We start from the raw sequence: 17,266 nt of genomic DNA on the forward strand, positions 1-17,266 counted from the left end.
CACGCCATTCCTCCAGCTGCGGGGCCCGAGCCATGCCGTATGCATCCATCAGCGAGCTGCCCGATGCCGTGCGCGACCACGTGCCGGAACACGCGCAGGAAATCTACAAGGAGGCGTTCAACAGCGCCTGGGACGAGTACGCCGACAAGGACGAGCGCCGCGGCGACGAATCGCGCGAAGAGGCCGCGCACAAGGTGGCCTGGGCGGCGGTGAAGAAGAAGTACCGCAAGGGTGCCGACGGCGACTGGCACGCGAAGTAGCCGGGGATCGGGAATCGTCAGGGCGTACCGTGAGGCAGGCCGCGCGCCGTGAGGAATGCCCTGGCGTTGTCCGCGTCGTGCTCGAACCACGCGCGGGCCGAGCCGAGCCGGAACGTATAGCCCCACGCATCCATGTCGGTCATCAGGCGCTCGCGTCCCACGCCGGGCAGTTCGTCCGCCAGCACGATCTGCAGGTAGCAGGTGGCGTCTTCTTCCTCGATCGAGTCGGTGGCGTCGGTATGGACGTCTGGACGTCTTTCCGGCGGCAGCACGATCAGGTGGCCGGCTTCGTGCAGCAGGGAGTGCACCGGGGTGTCGTCGCGGGCGTAGACGGTGGTGCCGATGATGCCGGCCTCCTCGTCGCCCCAGAAGCTGCCGGGGATCGGTTCGCCCGCCGCCACGCGTTGGAGCTGCAGGCCGAAACGGTCGAGCAGGGCGGCCGGTGCGTCGAATCCGATCTGGCCCACGCGCATCACGCTGCTGGCCGGATCGCCGGGAAGTGGGGGAGCGTCGGGGTGCATGGGCGTGCGCGCCGGGCGCAGGTGACTTCGATGGAGGGGAACCGGGCGACGCGGGGTCGGTCGCCCGGCGGACAGGCACAGGCGGCAGGGACTCAGCCGGTCTTGGCCTCGCCCTTGGGTTCGCTCTTGGCCGCTTGCTTGCCTTCCGGCAGGGTAACCGAGAGTTCGAGTATCTCGTGGCCGCTGTCGCGCTCGAAATTGATGTTGATCGCATCGAGGTCGACATGGACGTATTTCTTGATCACTTCGAGCAATTCGTTGCGCATCATCGGCAGGTAGTCCGGTGCGCCGCGGGTGGAGCGCTCCTGCGCCACGATGATGCGCAGGCGCTCGCGCGCCACCGTGGCGGTGGCTTCAGGCTTGCGCTTCAGGAAATCGAGAATGCCCATCGTGATCAACCTCCGAACACGCGCTGGAGAAAGCCCTTCTTGGGCACGTCGATGAAGCGCAACGGGCGCTCTTCGCCGAGGATGCGGGCCACGGTGTCGCTGTAGGCCTGGCCGGCCTGCGAAGCGGCGTCGACGATCACCGGGATGCCGTTGTTGGAGGCGGTCAGCACGTTCTCCGATTCGGGGATCACGCCGACCACCTCGATGCCGAGGATCTCCTCGACGTCCTTGACGCTGAGCATTTCGCCGATCGCCACGCGCGCCGGGTTGTAGCGGGTCAGCAGCAGGTGCTGGGTGACCGGGCTTTCGCCCTTCTCCGCGCGCCGGGTCTTGCTGGCGAGCAGGCCGAGGATGCGGTCGGAATCGCGCACCGAGGACACTTCCGGGTTGACCACCACGACCGCGTGGTCGGCGAAGTACATCGCCAGGTGCGCGCCTTTCTCGATGCCGGCCGGCGAGTCGCACACGACGTAGTCGAAACCGTCCTCGGACAGGCCGTCGAGCACCTTCTCGACGCCTTCCTGGGTCAGCGCGTCCTTGTCGCGGGTCTGGCTGGCGGCCAGCACGTAGAGGTTGTCGTGGCGCTTGTCCTTGATCAGCGACTGCTTCAGCGTGGCTTCGCCGTGCACGACGTTGACGAAGTCGTACACCACGCGCCGTTCGCAGCCCATGATCAGGTCGAGATTGCGCAGGCCGACGTCGAAGTCGATGACGGCGGTTTTCTTGCCGGCCATGGCCAGGCCGGTGGCGAGCGAGGCGCTGGTCGTCGTCTTGCCGACGCCGCCTTTGCCGGAGGTGACAACGATAATCTCAGCAGTCAAGGGCCCATCTCCGCATGTTTGTTTTTGTTGTAGGTGGTTACAGCTTGGCGATCAACAGCTTGTCGCCTTCGAGCCAGCATTGCACGGACTGGCCCTCGAGGTCGTCAGGAATCTGTTCGAACACGCGATATTGCCCGGCGATCGCCACCAGCTCGGCGCGGAAGTCGGAGACGAAGATGCGCGCCTTTGCGTCGCCTTGCGCACCGGCCATGGCGCGGCCGCGCAGGCCGCCGTAGATATGGATGTTGCCGTCGGCGATCACCTCGGCGCCGTTGGCGACGGCGCCGGTGACGATGAGGTCACGGTCGCGCGCGTAGATCTGCTGGCCCGAGCGCACCGAACCGGCATGGTGCTGCGCGCCCTGCACGCTGCCGGGCGGCGGCGCGGACAGAATCGGCTCGCGCTGCACCGCCGGGGCGGGCTCGGCGCGCGTGGCCGGTTCGGCGGCGGGCGCGCTGCCCTGGGCCGGCTCGTAGGCGGCGCGGAACTTGGCGATCAGCGGCAGGCCCATGCGCTTGGCCAGCGCCTCGGTCTCGCTGGTGCCGTAGGCCAGGCCCACGGGCAGCATGCCGGCGCTGCGCACCGCTTCGAGCAGGGCATCGACGGCGCCGTCGTCGGGCAGGTTGAGCAGGTGGCTCAGGTCCAGCACCACGGCGGCGCGGGCAAACATCTGCGGGGCGGCGCGCACGCGGCGTTCGAGTTCGTCGCACAGCGCGGCGGCGTCGACCCGGCGCACGCGCACGCAGGCAATGCCGACCTGGCCGAAACGCAGGTCGCAGGCATCGGCGACATCCGTTTTTGCACTCATGGGCGCCGCTCTCCGGCGAGGCGGCGCGGGGTGGACTGGTGCAGGGCGGGACGCTCGCGCTCGGCCAGCCACGGTACGTCGGGCAGGCCGCCGTGTTCGAGCCAGGTATCGCGGACGTAAGCGTAGCTGGGCAGGTCGCGGGCCAGCAGGCTGACCTGCGGGCCGTGCTCGCCCATGCGCTGCTGGCCCACTTCCTGGAAGCCGTAGGTGCCGTGGAACAGCACCACCACGTCGTCGCGCGGCTCCAGAAACACCTCGCAGGTGAGCAGCGGCACGCGTACCTCGGCGTAGCTGTGCACGTCGCAATAGAAGATGCGGCCCAGGCCGTGGCGGCGGTAGGCGTTCGCGATCACGATGCGGTCGATGTAGACGAACTGCGGGTAGTGTTCGGCGAACCAGCGGTAGTTCGGGCTGTCGTAGTCGCTGCCTTCGCGCAGCGCGATCAGGAACCCGGCCAGGTGGCCGTCGATCTCGGCCACGCGGAAATACTCGGCGTGCTCGTGGAAGTAGCGCAACTGGGCTGTATCGAGGGCGAGGATGGAGCGACCGGCGGCGTTGTTGAGCGCCAGTACGGCATCCAGGTCGTGCTCGCGCACGTCGCGGATGGCAAGGGCCATTCGTTGCTCCGCAATGTATGGAATCGGGGACGAGGTCGGGCAGCAGCCTCGCGCAATGGCCCATTATGACATGCGGCCGTGGCCCTTACATCTCGCAAGGGCACATGTAAAAGCTTCGTAAAGCGGTGACCGGGGCGCGCGCCCGGCCATGACTTCTCGCGCATTGCGCGAAACCCCCGCACGTCCAATGATGCGGGGATGCGCTGGCCCTTCTTCAATCATATCCGCCTGCTCCGCTATGCGGGCTTCTTCACCTACCTGTCGGCAGGCACGCCGCTGGTCACGAACTGGGCTGCCGAACGTCTCGACCAGTTGCACCGTCCGAATTTCTCGCTGCTGCTGTGGACGCTGTGCTACCTGATCTTCGGCCTGATGTACTGGCTGCTGACCAGCAACCTCGGCTCGCGCCGCTATCCGGTGCTGAAGCTGCTGGGGCTGGCCCTGATGACGGCGGCGGCGGTGGCGGTGGGCTGGTACAGCCACAGCGGCCTGTCGGCGATGCTGATGGTGGTCGCCTCGCTGGTGCTGCCGTGGCTGCTGCCGTTCTGGCTCGCCGCGTTCTGGCTGGTGCTCCAGCACCTGAGCCTGGTGGCGGTTTTCGCGGGCTGGCCCGAATACGACCACAGCATCGCGGTGGGCTTCATCCAGGCCAGCATCTACCTGGGCATCTCGGTGCTGGTGTTCGTGACCTCGACGGTGGCCAGCCAGCAGGCCGAACAGCGCGAGGTGCAGCGCCGGCTGAATTCCGAACTGCGTGCCACCCGCGCCCTGCTGGCCGAGTCCAGCCGGATCGCCGAGCGCATGCGCATCGCGCGCGACCTGCACGACCTGATCGGCCATCACCTGACCGCGCTGAGCCTGAACCTGGAGGTGGCCAGCCACCTCTCCAGCGAGCCCGCGGGCGCACACGTGCGCAAGGCGCAGAGCACGGCCAAGCTGCTGCTGGCCGACGTGCGCGAGGTGGTCAGCGAGTTGCGCCAGGACGATGCGATCGACCTGACCCAGGCGCTGCGCAGCCTCACCGAGGGCGTGCCCGGCCTGAGCGTGCACGTGGTCATGCCGCCGCGCTTCAGCGTGGAGGACCCGCGCCGCGCCCAGGTGCTGCTGCGTTGCGCCCAGGAGATCATCACCAATACCGCCAAGCACGCCGGCGCGCGCAACCTGTGGCTGAACTTCGCCTATGCCGGGGAAAACCTGCTTGGCCTGCACGCGCGCGACGACGGTCGCGGCGCCGAGAACGTCGAGCCGGGCAATGGCCTGTCCGGCATGCGCGAGCGGCTGGCCGAATTCGGCGGCAGCGTGACGCTGGATACCGGCCTGAGCCAGGGCTTTGCGCTGACCGTGCGGCTGCCGCTGGGCGAGCACACCGCGCTGGCGCACGCGCCGACGCGGTTTGAGCCGCCGGCGCTGAATGTGTCGTAATCTTGGCGGCCCGCGCAGCGGCGTGAAGTGCGTCGGTGTTGGCAACGGCCCGGACCGCCAGCTGCCACCATCACTTTCTTGAGTCATGTTTGTCCGAGGATCCGCGATGATTTCCGTTTGTCTCGTCGACGACCAGAATCTGGTGCGCCAGGGCGTTCGCTCGCTGCTGGACCTGGCTGAAGATATCCGCGTGGTGGCCGAGTGCGCCGATGGCGCCCAGGCGGTGCAGGACATCCCGCGGGTCAAGCCCGACGTGGTGCTGCTGGACCTGCGCATGCCGAACATGAGCGGGCTGGAAGTGCTGCAGGCGCTGTCCGCCCGCAACGAATTGCCGCCGACCATCATCCTGACCACCTTCGACGACGACCAACTGGTGCTGCAGGGCCTCAAGGCCGGCGCGCGCGGCTACCTGTTGAAGGACGTCTCGCTGGAACAACTGGTCGAGGCGGTGCGCACCGTGGCCGGCGGCGGCTCGCTGGTGGCGCCGATGGTCACCCAGCGCCTGATGGCCGGGGTGGCGCGGATGCAGAACCATTTCACCAGCCTGGAGCAGCCCGATCCGCTGACCGAGCGCGAGACCGAGATCCTGCGGCTGCTCTCCGGCGGCTACAGCAACAAGGAGATCGCCAACTCGCTGAAGGTGGCCGAGGGCACGGTGAAGAACCACGTTTCCAACATCCTGTCCAAGCTCGGCGTGCGCGACCGCACCCGCGCCGTGCTGAAAGCGCTGGAAATGGGCATCGTCTGAAACGGCCCGGGAGCCGGCGCTGGCGGCCATGTCGCGGCCCGCTTTTGGCCTTCCGGATGGGGCGACGCCGACGATAGCGTTCCAGCCCGTGAGCAAGTAACATCCGTAGCTTCGGCGTTTGCCGACCCCCTGCCATGGCCCTCGGAGTGAACCCTCGGGCGGGCCCGCGCGGACGGCTGGGGCAACACTATCTAGGTATGGCGTAAAGACGCTTCGGAGAACTCTGGAATGATGCGTGTCTTTGAATTTCTTGTTGCCCTGGTCATCGTTGCGATCATCGGTGTCCTGGCGGCTGTGGTCATGCCCGGCAGCGGTCATGTGGAACGCCAGCTGGTCATCGGCAAGGACATGCGGCAGGTCTACGACGTGCTCGACAACTATCGCCGGTTGCCGGACTACTCCGTGCTGCGCTCGTTCGATCCGAACATCCAGTTCAACTTCTCCGGCAAGGCCTATGGCCCGGGTGCCGAAGTCAGCTGGACCAGCACCGACCCCAAGGTCGGCAACGGCGGCCTGACCATCGCCAGCGCCACGCCGGAATTCGACAAGATCGACAGCAACACCAAGACCGCCAGCATCATCTGGAACCTGGACAACAGCTGGCGCGGCATGGACAAGCACTTCACGCTGGACCTGGAGCGCCAGGGCAGCCGCGGGCAGCTGACCCAGGTGACCTGGTCGTATGACGTCTCCTACGGCTGGAACCTGGTCAACCGCTTCGCCAACCTGTACATCCATGGCGATCCCGACTCGTTCATCCAGTTCAGCCTGAACAACCTGCAGAACGTACTGGCCGGCGTGCCGAACATCGACTACAGCCAGCTGATCCCGTACATCGAGCAGACCCAGCCGACCCCGGTGCTGCTGGTGTCCACCTCGATCCAGCGCAAGGACGGCATGGAGGCCGTGGAAGACGCCATCGCCAAGGCAAACACCGAGGTCCAGGCCGCCGCCAAGAAGCTCGGCGTGAACGTCACCGGTTCGCGGATCCTGATCACCACCAACTATGGCGACCAGACCTACAGCTTCGACGTGGCGTTCCCGATCGACTCCAGCACGCTGACCATCAACGGCCAGAGCGAGCAGCTGACCGCGGCGGCCCCGCCGTCGCTGGATGCCGCCGGCGCGCCGGCCGAAGCGAGCAGCGCGGCCGCCGCCGCGGACGCCAGCGTCGCTGCCGGCAGCCGCGACCGCTATGGTCGCCTGGTGATTGACGGCAACGTGCGCGCCACGCTGGCCTTCGGCGGCGCGGCGTTGAAGGGCGTGTGGAACGGCACCTTTGCCGGCGTACCGCAGACCCGCGACATGCTCAAGGCCTATGCGCAGACCCACGGCTACAAGTACGACGACGTGGTCAACCGCGCCTACGACGTGATCGCGACGCCGGAAGTGAAGGATGCCGGCGGCAACATCACCACCTACGCGAAGTACAACGTGTTCCTGCCGATCAGCAACGCGCCGGAGCAGACCCCGGAGCAGGAAGCCGGCTTGCAGCCGCCGACGCTGGACGAAGCGGCGCCGGCCGCCGCGGGTTCGGCACCGGCACCGGCCGGCAGCGCGGCCGCACCGGCCGAGGCAGCCAGCGCCGGCGAGTAAGCCAAGCAACGCTGCAGCACACCCAGAGGCCCTTCCATCCGGAAGGGCCTCTCCGTTTTCAGGCCGCGCGCCGGTGTCTTTGCGGTACATTGCAGGGCGAGCCGCGGGGCCGATCAGCGGACCCGCCCGCGCTCGACGCCACACCCCGCCACAGCCCACCGCCGGACATGATCGAGACCGACCAGCTCACCCGATGCTATGGCAACCTGACCGCAGTGGACGCGCTGAGCATTCGTGTCGAACCCGGCCAGGTGCTTGGCCTGCTCGGGCCCAATGGCGCCGGCAAGTCCACCGCGATGCGCATGATCGCCGGGTTCCTGGTGCCCACGTCGGGCACCGCGCGGGTTTGCGGCCATGACGTCGTCCGCGAGCCGCTGAAGGCGAAGCGCGCGCTCGGCTACTTGCCCGAGGGCGCACCCAGCTACGGCGAGATGACGGTGCGCGAGTTCCTGCAGTTCATCGTGCGCATGCGCGGGCTCAAGGCCGAGGCCGGCTACCGGCAGTTCGACGCGGTGGTGCAGCAACTGCAGCTGGAGGAAGTGCTCGGGCTGTGCATCGACACGCTGTCGAAGGGCCTGCGCCGGCGCGTCGGGCTGGCCCAGGCGATCCTGCACGATCCGCCGGTGCTGATGCTGGACGAACCCACCGACGGCCTCGATCCGAACCAGAAGCATGCGGTGCGCCAGCTGATCGACATGATGGCGCGCGACCGCACGATCCTGATCTCCACCCATCTGCTGGAAGAAGTGCACGCGCTGTGCAACCGGGTGGTGATCATCGCCCACGGCAAGCTGCTGGCCGACGCCACGCCGGCCGAGCTGGAGGCGCGCTCGCGCTATCACGGCGCGGTGTCGTTCAGCGCCCCGGGCAGCGGCATGTCGCAGGAGATGCTGGGCCGCCTGCCGCAGGTGGCTGCAATCGAGGTCGATCCGCTGGACGGCCGCATCACGGTGTTCCCGAAGCCGGGCGAGCGGATCCTGGAGCCGGTCGAGACGCTGCTGCGTGAACAGGGACTGGAGGTGTCGGAGATCCAGCTCGAGCGCGGCCGGCTGGACGAGGTGTTCCGCCATATCACCACCAGTGACGGCGATGCCGCCGGAGGCCACGCGTGAGTCCGGTCAACGCCGTGCTGCGGCGCGAACTGCGCAGCTATTTCGTGACGCCGGTGGCGTACGTGTTCCTGGTGATCTTCCTGGTGCTGGCCGGCATCCTCACGTTCTACGCCGGCGACTTCTACGAGCGCGGCCAGGCCGACCTGCAACCGTTCTTCATGATGCACCCGTGGCTGTACCTGATCCTGGTGCCGGCCATCACCATGCGCATGTGGGCGGAGGAGGCCAAGGGCGGCACGCTGGAACTGCTGCTGACCCTGCCGCTGACCTTGTGGCAGGCGATGCTGGGGAAGTTCTTCGCGGCGTGGCTGTTCATCGGGTTGGCGCTGGTGTTGACGTTCCCGATCTGGATCACCGTCAACTACCTGGGCTCGCCGGACAACGGCGTGATCCTGGCCGGCTACCTGGGCAGTTGGCTGATGGCCGGCAGCTTCATCGCGATCGGCGCCTGCCTGTCCGCGCTGACCCGCAGCCAGGTGGTGGCGTTCATCCTCACCGCACTGGTGTGCGTGCTGCTGATCCTGGTCGGCCAGCCGCAGGTGCTGGATTTCTTCTCCGGCACCTTGCCGCGCAAGCTGATCAACGCGGTGGCGCACTTGTCCATGCTGCGGCACTTCGAGGCGATCGCCCGCGGCGTGCTGGACACCCGCGACCTGATGTATTTCCTGCTCAGCACGATCGGCTGGCTGGTCGCCGGCGTACTTCTGCTCGACCTGAAACGGACGCGCTGACGCCATGCCCCGCTCGCGCCTGCATCACCTGTTCACCAGGCCACTGCAACTGACCCGGCGCGGCGTGCTGTATGGCGCGCTGGTGCTGCTGGTGCTGCTGTTCGTGCCGTTGATCGTGGCCAGCAGCCGCTGGCTGCATGCGTCGCGGGTCGACCTCACCACCGACAAGCTGTATACCCTGACGCCGGGCACGCTGCACATCGTCGATACGCTGCAGCGGCCGCTGCGGCTGACCCTGTATTTCTCCGAGCACGCCACCCGCGACCTGCCGCAGCTGCGCAGCTACGAACAGCGCGTGCGCGAGATGCTGCAGGAAATGGTGGCGCGCTCGCACGGCCATATCCGCCTGCAGATCATCGACCCGGTGCCGTATTCCGACGACGAGGCCAGCGCCGAAGGCAACGGCCTGACCGCGGCGAACGGCGGCAGCAACGGCGAGCGGGTGTTCTTCGGCCTGGCCGGCAGCGCCATGTCCGGCGGCCTCGAGAGCGAAGGCGCCGACGACCGCGTGCCGGAAAAGACACTGGCGATCGCGTTCTTCGATCCGGCCCGCGAGGCCTTCCTGGAATACGACATCGCCAAGCTGCTGTACGAGTTGAACCAGGCCAGCAAGCCGCCGATCGGGGTGATCAGTTCGCTGCCGGTCGAAGGCAACCCGATGCTCAGCGAGCAGCCGTGGACGGTGCTGCAGCAACTCGGCCAGCTGTTCGACGTGAGGACGCTGGATGCGTCGACACTGCAGAAGGTCGACGACAGCATCAGGGTGCTGCTGCTGATCCACCCCAAGCGGTTGCCGCCCGATGCGCAGTACGCGATCGACCAGTACGTGCTGCGCGGCGGCCACCTGGCGGTGTTCGTCGACCCCGATGCGGAACTGGACACCTCGCCGTATGGGCCGGACAGCATCACCTTCCCCGATCACGGTTCGGACCTGCCGCGGCTGTTCAGGGCCTGGGGCGTGAGTTACGACCCGCACAAGGTGGTGCTGGACCGCGCGCGCGCGCTGCAGATCGAGCTGGCCGGCAGCAGCCTCAACCATCCGGCGATGCTCGACCTGGGCGCGCAGGAACTGAACCGCGACGACGTGGTCACCGCCAGCCTGCAGCGCATCAACGTGTCCACCGCGGGCTACTTCGACCTGGCCGCGGATGCGCGCACGCGGCTGGTGCCGCTGCTGCAGAGCAGTGCCGAAGCCGAGACGGTGGCGACCCAGCGGGTGCTGGATGCGAGCAGCGACCCCACGACCTTGTTGCAGGATTACAAGCCGGACGGCACGCACTACGTGCTGGCGGCGCGCCTGCGCGGCACCTTCGAGAGCGCATTCCCCGAGCGGGCCGGCGTGGCGGGTCATCGGGCCAGGTCGGCGCCGAATGCCGAGGTGATCCTGGTGGCCGACACCGACCTGCTCAGCGACCGGCTGTGGGTGGAGCCGCAGACCATCCTGGGCCAGACCATGATGCGGATTTTCGCCAACAACGGGGATTTCGTCACCAACCTGGTGGACAACCTCAGCGGTTCTTCGGCGCTGCTGTCGATCCGCGGCCGCTCCACCTCGCAGCGGCCGTTCACGCGGGTGCAGGCGCTGCGCAATGTGGCCGACCAGAAATTCCTGCAGAAGGAGCAGGAGCTAGAGAAGGAACTGGCCGACACCCGGCGCCGGCTGGACGAGCTGCAGCCGGCCAAGGGTGCCCACGCCAGCACGGCCACCGCCGAACAGCGCCGCGAGATCGAGCAGTTCCGCCAGCGCCAGCTGGCGATCAACAAGGAATTGCGCGACGTGCAGCACCAGCTCAACGCCGAGATCGACGCGCTCGGCCTGCGCCTGAAGTTCATCAACATCGTGCTGGTGCCGGCGCTGGTGGTTCTGCTCGGCCTGCTGTACGGCTGGCGGCGCACCCGCTACAGCCGCCAGCGGCGTTGAACAGGCTCTGAAGCGGCAATCTGTCGCAAGCCCGCGGCACCGCTGCGGCTGACTCTGCCGGCGCGCGGCATTATGCTGGGAGGTCGCCGGCCGTTGCCGGCGCAGACAGAAGTGCCGGTGCAGTGACCGCAACCTTGTTGAAATGGATCGTGCCGTGGGAGTTCTCGTGGGTCTTGCTCGCGTGCTTCGTGTCGGCCGGCGTGCTGTACCTGCGCGGCAGCCGCCGCCTGTCGGTGAGCTTCGGCCGCAAGCTGGCGTTCTGGATCGGCATGGCGATCATCTACCTGTCGCTGCATACCTACCTGGATTACTACGCCGAGCATGAGTTCTTCATGCACCGCATCCAGCAGTTGCTGCTGCATCACCTGGCGCCGCTGCTGATCGTCACCGCGTATCCGGCCACGGTATTGCGCGCCGGCCTGCCGCTGGCCTGGCGGGTACGCCTGCTGCGGCCGCTGCAGCGTTCATGGCCGTGGCGGCTGACCGCCGGGGTGCTGCTGAATCCCACCGTGGCGACGCTGCTGTTCATCGCCTTCATCTTGGTCTGGCTGATCCCGTCCATGCAGACGCTGGCGATGCTGGACTGGCGCATCTACCGCTTCATGAACTGGAGCATGTTGATCAGCGGCTTCGCCTACTGGTCGCTGGTGCTGGACCACCGGCCGCATCCGCCGGGGCGGATGACCGCCGGGCTGCGCGTGCTGTCGCCGGCGATCACCATGACGCCGCAGATCATCGCCGGCGCGATCATCACGTTCTCCAAGACCGACCTGTACCCGATCTTCGAGATCTGCGGCCGCGCGTTCACCTTCAACGTGCTGACCGGGCAGCTGATCGGCGGCGTGATCATCTGGGTGCCGTCGGCGCTGGTGGAATCCATCGGCGGCCTGATGGCGCTGCGCATGTGGCTGCGGCTGTCGCGCAACGGCCGCTTGCCGCGCAAGCCGCTGCATCGGCCCGCGGCGCGGCGCGCGGCCGTGGTCGATACGGTCGTGCCGGACTGAGTTTCGCCGCGGGCTCAGTGGCCGTGCGGCATCGCGCCGTGGTCCATCGCCGGCATCGCGTGGTCGGCGTGTCCGTCGCCGGCATCCAGTGCATTTGCCGGGCGCGCGATGAAATCGGTGGCCAGCGTGCTGCCGTCGCCGAACTGCAGCGTCAGGGTGACGGTGTCGCCGGGTTTCACCGGCGCGTTCGGCTGCATCAGCATCAGGTGGTAGCCGGCCGGCGCCAGCTCCGCCTTGCCGTGCGCGGGCACGTTCACCGCGTCGACCATGCTCATGCGGCTCATGCCGCCCGCGCGCGAACTCTGGTGCAGCATCACCTCGGCGTACACCTTGCTGCCGGCGCCACGCAGCGTGACCGGCTGCTCGCCGTCGTTTTCCAGCGTGACATAGGCGCCGGCCGGTAGCGTGCCGGGCAGCACGCGGATCCAGGCGTGGCTGGCGCGGATGTGGTCGGCGTCGGTGGCGTGGGCGCCGCCGGCCAGCAGCAGGCCGGACAGCAGCAACGACAGCGTGGATGACTTCATGGGGTGGCTCCGGTGTCGAGCAGCAGGTGCAGGTCGTGCACCAGGTCGTCCTGCGAGGCGGACGGCGTGGCCAGCACGCGGGCGCGGCCGTCGCGGTCGAACACGTAGATCGCCGAGCTGTGGCTGACTTCGTAGGCGCCGTCGGCCGAGCCGGGCTCGCGGGTGAACGCCGAGCGATAGCGCTTGCTCAGCGCTTCGACCGCGCGGGCACTGCCGGTGAGGCCGACGGCGCGCGGGTCGAACGCGTTGACGTAGGCGTGCATGATCGCCGGGGTGTCGCGCGCCGGATCGACGCTGACGAACAGGATGCGTGCGCCGTCGGCCAGCGGCCCCAGCCGCTGCATCACGACGTGCAACTGCGCCAGGGTCAGCGGGCAGACGTCGGGACAGTGGGTGTAGCCGAAGTACAGCACCGCCACCTTGCCGCGGTAGTCGGCGCCGGTGACGGCCTTGCCGCTGTCGTCGGTGAGCTCGAAGTCGAGGTCGGGCATGTGCCCGCTGATGTTGGTCAGCCGGAACGGCAGCGGCTCGCCGCGGTGGCAGCCGCCCAGCAGCAGGCCGGCGGCAAGCAGCAGGAACAGCAGGGCGGGGCGCAGCCAGTGGCGGGGCTTCATGCGAGAATCCTGGATCTTCATCCGCTCAAGCATACGACACCGGCCGCGTTGCCGGGTCCGCCGACCAGGGGCTACGAACACGATGCGACAAATTGTCAGTACCCGCGTCGCCTTGCTGGTCGGCATCGCCGGCGCCAGCGCGGTGCTGCTGGGCGCGTTCGGCGCGCATGCGCTGCGCGGCGTGCTCGATGCCCGTGGCGCCGAGTTGTGGCATACGGCGGTGAACTACCACGCATGGCATGCGCTGGCGCTGGCCGTGGCGGCCGGGCTGGGCTGTGGCCGCGGCAGGCGCGTCGCGATGCTGGCGTTCGTCGTCGGCATCGTGCTGTTCAGCGGCAGCCTGTACGCATTGGCGCTGGGTGCGCCGCGCTGGGTCGGGATCATCACGCCGCTCGGCGGGCTCGCCTTCGTCGCCGGCTGGCTCGCGCTCGGGTGGGCGTTGCGCACTCGTAACGAATAGTTCTTGCGGGTGTCATCCGGTGGTCATGGCCGGTTGCGATGGTGCCGGCATGAACACGCAGATCGCCCTTCGCCATCGATCCCTCGCGGCGTGGTCACCCGGCCGCATGCCCCGCCGCCTGCCTGCCATCGCGCTGCTCGCGCTGTTGTCGGCATGCCTGCTGTGGTGGTGCTGGCCGGCTGCTGATCGTACGGCGGATGAGCCTTCGATCCAGCACCTCGTGCACTGGCAGGATGCGGACCACGACTGGCTGCTGGTGGTCGATCCGGCGACCCGCGAGCTGGTGGTCTACGACGCCACCGATGGCCGTCCGCTGGAGCGGCTCGGCGCGGACGACGGCTTGCCGGACGTGCAGTCGATCGCGCAGCAGGGGCCGTGGTTGTTCGTGACGGGCCGGCAGCACCCGAAGGTGCTGAAGCTGCCGGAGCTGCGGGCGGTTGCCGCGGGCGGCCGCTAGAAGCCGCCGGCCAGCGGCAGGGCCACGTGCAGCACTAGGTCGGCGCAGAAGTGCGCCAGCATCGCGTGCTCCAGCCCGTACTTCCAGAACAGGCCGCCGGTGACGATGCCGACCACGGCGTTGAGCAGCACGATGCGCGCGACCAGCAGCGGCGTGCCGAGCAGGCCGGCGGCATGCGCGGTGGGCAGGTGGCCGGCGCCGAACAGCAGCGCGGCCAACGCGATCCCCAGCACGAACATCCATGGCCGCACCACGCGCCGGTGGCAGCGCGCCAGCAGCCACACCAGCGCGCTGACCGGTAACAGTCGACACAACACTTCCTCCACGATGCCGCCGTAGAACACGGCCAGCGCACCGCGCCAGGCCTGCACGGCCGGCTCTGCATGCCTCGGGCCGAGCGCCGACAATCCGGCTACAAACAACGCCACCAGCACGCCGAGCAGGGCGGCCAGCCACCAGCGCGGGCGTCGTGCCGGATCGCGTGGCCGCCGGTACACCCAGGCGCGCAGCCAGGGCGCATCGAGGCCGTACTGCGCGCCCAGGTACAGGCCGAGCCAGCCCAGCAGCCAGCACAGCACGCCGGTCTCCACCGCCGCCTTCAGCACGATGACCGGCAAGGGCAACGGCAATACGGCGAATTGCTGCGGCGTCAGCGCCATCACGTACGGCATCAGCGCCAGCGTGGCCAGCGCGCCGGCGATGCCGAACAGTACGGCGAGCTTCAGGTGCGGACCGCTGACCGACAGGATTGGCGGGTTGGCAGGCATGCGTGCGTACTCCCCCGTGAGCGGTTCAATCCGCGTCGTTGTCGTCGGCTACCGGCTTGGCCGGGCCGGCCTTCAACCGGCCGGCCTTGCGCAGCGCCTCGCGCAGCACGTATTCGATCTGTGCGTTGAGGCTGCGCAACTCGTCTTCCGACCAGCGCTGCATTGCATCCAGCACGGTGGCGCTGATGCGCAGCGGATAGGCTTTTTTCTCGACCGCCATCGGAACGCGTCAGTTGTACAGCGTGCCGGTATTCAATACCGGCTGGGTGCCTCGCTCGCCGCACAGCACCACCAGCAGGTTGCTGACCATCGCCGCCTTGCGCTCCTCGTCGAGGTTCACCACGCCGCGCTGGCTGAGCTGGTCCAGCGCCATCTCGACCATGCTCACCGCGCCTTCGACGATCTTCGTGCGGGCGGCGATGATCGCGCCGGCCTGCTGTCGCTGCAGCATGGCCTGGGCGATTTCCTGGGCGTAGGCGAGGTGGCTGATGCGCGCCTCGACCACCTGCACGCCGGCCTTGCCGAGGCGGGTCTGGATCTCGTCGCGCAGGTGCGAGTTGATCACGTCGCCGTGGCTGCGCAGCGACGGCTTGCCGTCGTCGTGGGCGTCGTACGGGTAGCTCTGCGCCATCTGCCGCAGCGCCGATTCGCTCTGGATGTGCACGTAGTTCTCGTAGTCGTCCACGCAGAACACCGCCTCGGCCGTGTCCAGCACCTGCCACACCACCACCGCGCCGATCTCGATCGGGTTGCCGTCGTTGTCGTTGACCTTCAGCTTGCCGCTCTCGAAGTTGCGCACGCGCAGCGAGATGCGCCGGCGGCTGTAGAACGGGTTGGTCCAGCGCAGGCCTTCCTGGCGCACGGTGCCGGCGTACTTGCCGAACAATTGCAGCACCTGGCCCTCGTTCGGCGCGACCTGGAAAAAGCCTTTCAGCAGGAAACCGTCGACGGCCAGCAGGATCACGCCGGCAGACAGCTGGGGCAGCGGCGGGGCCTCCGGATGGTTATGGATGGCCGAGGCCACCAGTGCCACACCGATGCCGGCGAGTACCAGGCACAGCCCGATGAAAGGAATGCCGGCGACGGAAAAGCCATTGCGTTCGTTCATGTATCGTCTCCCTGAGGTGAGGAAATTAGATATCAAATTGATATCTAATGCAAGCGAGTGGAGACGATTCCCCCGAGGGCGGCAGGTTGCGCCATACCCGGCCGCATACAATGCCGATTTGCCCTTACCGGAGAACCCGATGAAGCCATTCGGCACGCCCCATTCCGACCACGCGCTGCGCGTCCTGCTGCTTGGGGCCGGCGAGCTGGGCAAGGAGGTGGCGATCGAACTGCAGCGCTACGCCGTGGAAGTGATCGCGGTGGATCGCTATGCGAATGCGCCGGCCATGCAGGTTGCCCATCGCAGCCACGTCGTCGACATGCTCGACGGCAAGGCGCTGCGCGCGGTGATCGAACTGGAAAAACCCGACCTGGTGGTGCCGGAGATCGAGGCGATCCACACGCCGACCCTGATCGAGCTGGAGAAGGAAGGGCAGCGGGTGATCCCGACCGCCCGCGCGGCGTGGCTGACGATGGACCGCGAAGGCATCCGCAAGCTGGCCGCCGAGGAATTGAAATTGCCGACCTCGCCGTACCGCTTCTGCGACGACGAGGCACAGTACCGCGAGGCGGCGGCCGTGATCGGCTACCCGTTCGTGATCAAGCCGGTGATGAGTTCGTCCGGCAAGGGCCAGAGCGTGGTGCGCGGCGCCGACGAGTTGCGGCACGCGTGGGATTACGCGCAGTCCGGCGGGCGCGCCGGCAAGGGCCGGGTGATCGTCGAGGGCTTCGTCGACTTCGACTACGAGATCACCATGCTCACCGTGCGGCACGTCGATGGCGTGAGCTTCTGCGCACCGATCGGCCATCGTCAGGAGGAGGGCGACTACCGCGAATCGTGGCAGCCGCAGCCGATGAGCGATGCCGCGCTGGCGGAGGCGCAGCGACAGGCCGCCGCGGTCACCGGCGCACTGGGCGGCTGGGGCGTGTTCGGCGTGGAGTTCTTCGTGAAGGGCGATGCAGTGATCTTCTCCGAGGTCAGCCCGCGTCCGCACGACACCGGCCTGGTCACGCTGATCTCGCAGGAGTTCTCCGAGTTCGCCTTGCATGCGCGCGCGATCCTCGGCCTGCCGATTCCGGTGATCCACCAGTACGGACCGTCGGCCTCGTGCGCGGTGCTGGTCGAGGGCGAGGGCATGGGGCCGCGCTACCACGGCGTCGCTGCGGCGCTGGCCGAACCGGACACGCAGCTGCGCATCTTCGGCAAGCCCGAGGTGAAGGGCCGCCGGCGCATGGCGGTGACGCTGGCGCGCGCCGGGTCGCTGGAGGCGGCGGTGGGCAGGGCGGTGCGCGCGGCCGGGCATTTGCGCATCGAGTTGTGAGCGCGGGCGTCAGTCCGGCTCGATGCGATAGGCTTGCGTGACGAGGTTCCTGCAAGCACGACAGG

The 17,266-nt window shown here is 68.0% G+C and carries 21 protein-coding genes; 11 read left to right on the forward strand and 10 right to left on the reverse strand.

Annotated elements, in window-relative coordinates; all coding sequences use genetic code 11:
- Window positions 1-32: 32 nt before the first annotated feature.
- The gene (gene chaB, locus KK131_RS11165) at window positions 33-260 is read left to right on the forward strand and encodes a putative cation transport regulator ChaB (RefSeq protein WP_214556811.1); all 228 of its coding nucleotides are present in this window, start codon (window positions 33-35) and stop codon (window positions 258-260) included.
- 17 nt (window positions 261-277) lie between these two features.
- On the opposite strand, the gene KK131_RS11170 is transcribed toward chaB, so the two are convergent.
- The 5 genes from KK131_RS11170 to KK131_RS11190 form a co-directional block, all read right to left on the reverse strand.
- The gene (locus tag KK131_RS11170; RefSeq protein ID WP_214556812.1) at window positions 278-781 is read right to left on the reverse strand and encodes a hypothetical protein; all 504 of its coding nucleotides are present in this window, start codon (window positions 779-781) and stop codon (window positions 278-280) included.
- A 92-nt stretch (window positions 782-873) separates the two neighbouring features.
- Entirely contained in the window at window positions 874-1,170 is a 297-nt protein-coding gene (gene minE / locus KK131_RS11175) for a cell division topological specificity factor MinE (protein WP_214556814.1), read from the reverse strand.
- Between the two features lie 5 nt (window positions 1,171-1,175).
- The gene (minD, locus tag KK131_RS11180) at window positions 1,176-1,991 is read right to left on the reverse strand and encodes a septum site-determining protein MinD (RefSeq protein WP_214556815.1); all 816 of its coding nucleotides are present in this window, start codon (window positions 1,989-1,991) and stop codon (window positions 1,176-1,178) included.
- Window positions 1,992-2,028: 37 nt separating this feature from the next.
- Window positions 2,029-2,799: a septum site-determining protein MinC gene (gene minC / locus KK131_RS11185; RefSeq protein ID WP_214556816.1), complete on the reverse strand. Its 771-nt coding sequence runs from the start codon at window positions 2,797-2,799 to the stop codon at window positions 2,029-2,031.
- A complete protein-coding gene (locus KK131_RS11190; protein WP_214556817.1) occupies window positions 2,796-3,416 on the reverse strand; it encodes a GNAT family N-acetyltransferase in 621 nt (206 codons plus the stop codon). The genes minC and KK131_RS11190 overlap by 4 nt, the downstream gene beginning before the upstream one ends.
- Window positions 3,417-3,614: 198 nt before the next feature.
- On the opposite strand from KK131_RS11190, the gene KK131_RS11195 reads away from it, so the two are divergent.
- The 7 genes from KK131_RS11195 to KK131_RS11225 all read left to right on the forward strand — a co-directional run bounded on the left by KK131_RS11195 (window position 3,615) and on the right by KK131_RS11225 (window position 11,950).
- Complete coding sequence (locus KK131_RS11195; RefSeq protein ID WP_214556818.1) at window positions 3,615-4,838, forward strand: sensor histidine kinase; 1,224 nt, start codon at window positions 3,615-3,617, stop codon at window positions 4,836-4,838.
- A gap of 106 nt (window positions 4,839-4,944) precedes the next feature.
- A complete protein-coding gene (locus tag KK131_RS11200; RefSeq protein ID WP_214556819.1) occupies window positions 4,945-5,586 on the forward strand; it encodes a response regulator transcription factor in 642 nt (213 codons plus the stop codon).
- 228 nt (window positions 5,587-5,814) lie between these two features.
- Window positions 5,815-7,182 (forward strand): polyketide cyclase, encoded by a 1,368-nt coding sequence (locus KK131_RS11205; protein ID WP_214556820.1) that lies wholly within the window; start codon window positions 5,815-5,817, stop codon window positions 7,180-7,182.
- A gap of 167 nt (window positions 7,183-7,349) precedes the next feature.
- On the forward strand, window positions 7,350-8,294 hold the full coding sequence (locus KK131_RS11210) for an ABC transporter ATP-binding protein (protein WP_214556821.1): 945 nt from the start codon (window positions 7,350-7,352) through the stop codon (window positions 8,292-8,294).
- Window positions 8,291-9,025 (forward strand): ABC transporter permease subunit, encoded by a 735-nt coding sequence (locus KK131_RS11215; protein WP_214556822.1) that lies wholly within the window; start codon window positions 8,291-8,293, stop codon window positions 9,023-9,025. Before KK131_RS11210 ends, KK131_RS11215 begins: the two co-directional genes overlap by 4 nt.
- 4 nt (window positions 9,026-9,029) lie before the next feature.
- Window positions 9,030-10,946, forward strand: coding sequence for a Gldg family protein (locus KK131_RS11220; protein ID WP_214556823.1), 1,917 nt, complete (start codon window positions 9,030-9,032; stop codon window positions 10,944-10,946).
- Between the two features lie 122 nt (window positions 10,947-11,068).
- Window positions 11,069-11,950 carry a cytochrome c oxidase assembly protein gene (locus KK131_RS11225; protein ID WP_214556824.1) on the forward strand — a complete coding sequence of 294 codons (882 nt, stop codon included), beginning with the start codon at window positions 11,069-11,071 and terminating at the stop codon, window positions 11,948-11,950.
- A gap of 14 nt (window positions 11,951-11,964) precedes the next feature.
- Here KK131_RS11225 and KK131_RS11230 read toward each other — a convergent pair whose 3' ends face one another.
- Window positions 11,965-12,474, reverse strand: coding sequence for a copper chaperone PCu(A)C (locus tag KK131_RS11230; protein ID WP_214556826.1), 510 nt, complete (start codon window positions 12,472-12,474; stop codon window positions 11,965-11,967).
- A complete protein-coding gene (locus KK131_RS11235; protein WP_214556827.1) occupies window positions 12,471-13,088 on the reverse strand; it encodes an SCO family protein in 618 nt (205 codons plus the stop codon). The genes KK131_RS11230 and KK131_RS11235 overlap by 4 nt, the downstream gene beginning before the upstream one ends.
- An 82-nt stretch (window positions 13,089-13,170) precedes the next feature.
- Here KK131_RS11235 and KK131_RS11240 point away from each other — a divergent pair, with 82 nt between their 5' ends.
- Both KK131_RS11240 and KK131_RS11245 read left to right on the forward strand, forming a co-directional pair.
- Window positions 13,171-13,548, forward strand: coding sequence for a DUF423 domain-containing protein (locus KK131_RS11240; protein WP_214556828.1), 378 nt, complete (start codon window positions 13,171-13,173; stop codon window positions 13,546-13,548).
- A gap of 49 nt (window positions 13,549-13,597) precedes the next feature.
- On the forward strand, window positions 13,598-14,005 hold the full coding sequence (locus KK131_RS11245; RefSeq protein WP_250887228.1) for a hypothetical protein: 408 nt from the start codon (window positions 13,598-13,600) through the stop codon (window positions 14,003-14,005).
- Here KK131_RS11245 and KK131_RS11250 read toward each other — a convergent pair.
- Genes KK131_RS11250 through KK131_RS11260 form a run of 3 tightly spaced genes read right to left on the reverse strand, consistent with a single transcriptional unit; the run spans window position 14,002 to window position 15,880 of the window.
- A complete protein-coding gene (locus KK131_RS11250; protein WP_214556829.1) occupies window positions 14,002-14,772 on the reverse strand; it encodes a CPBP family glutamic-type intramembrane protease in 771 nt (256 codons plus the stop codon). The genes KK131_RS11245 and KK131_RS11250 overlap by 4 nt on opposite strands.
- A 25-nt stretch (window positions 14,773-14,797) precedes the next feature.
- Window positions 14,798-14,992: an Arc family DNA binding domain-containing protein gene (locus KK131_RS11255; protein WP_214556830.1), complete on the reverse strand. Its 195-nt coding sequence runs from the start codon at window positions 14,990-14,992 to the stop codon at window positions 14,798-14,800.
- A gap of 9 nt (window positions 14,993-15,001) precedes the next feature.
- Window positions 15,002-15,880, reverse strand: a complete 879-nt coding sequence (locus tag KK131_RS11260) for an SPFH domain-containing protein (RefSeq protein WP_214556831.1) — start codon at window positions 15,878-15,880, stop codon at window positions 15,002-15,004.
- A 139-nt stretch (window positions 15,881-16,019) separates the two neighbouring features.
- On the opposite strand from KK131_RS11260, the gene purT reads away from it, so the two are divergent.
- Window positions 16,020-17,201, forward strand: coding sequence for a formate-dependent phosphoribosylglycinamide formyltransferase (gene purT / locus KK131_RS11265; RefSeq protein WP_214556832.1), 1,182 nt, complete (start codon window positions 16,020-16,022; stop codon window positions 17,199-17,201).
- Window positions 17,202-17,266: the final 65 nt, after the last annotated feature.

This window comes from Rhodanobacter sp. LX-99 (assembly GCF_018599185.1).
Taxonomy (GTDB): Bacteria; Pseudomonadota; Gammaproteobacteria; order Xanthomonadales; family Rhodanobacteraceae; genus Rhodanobacter.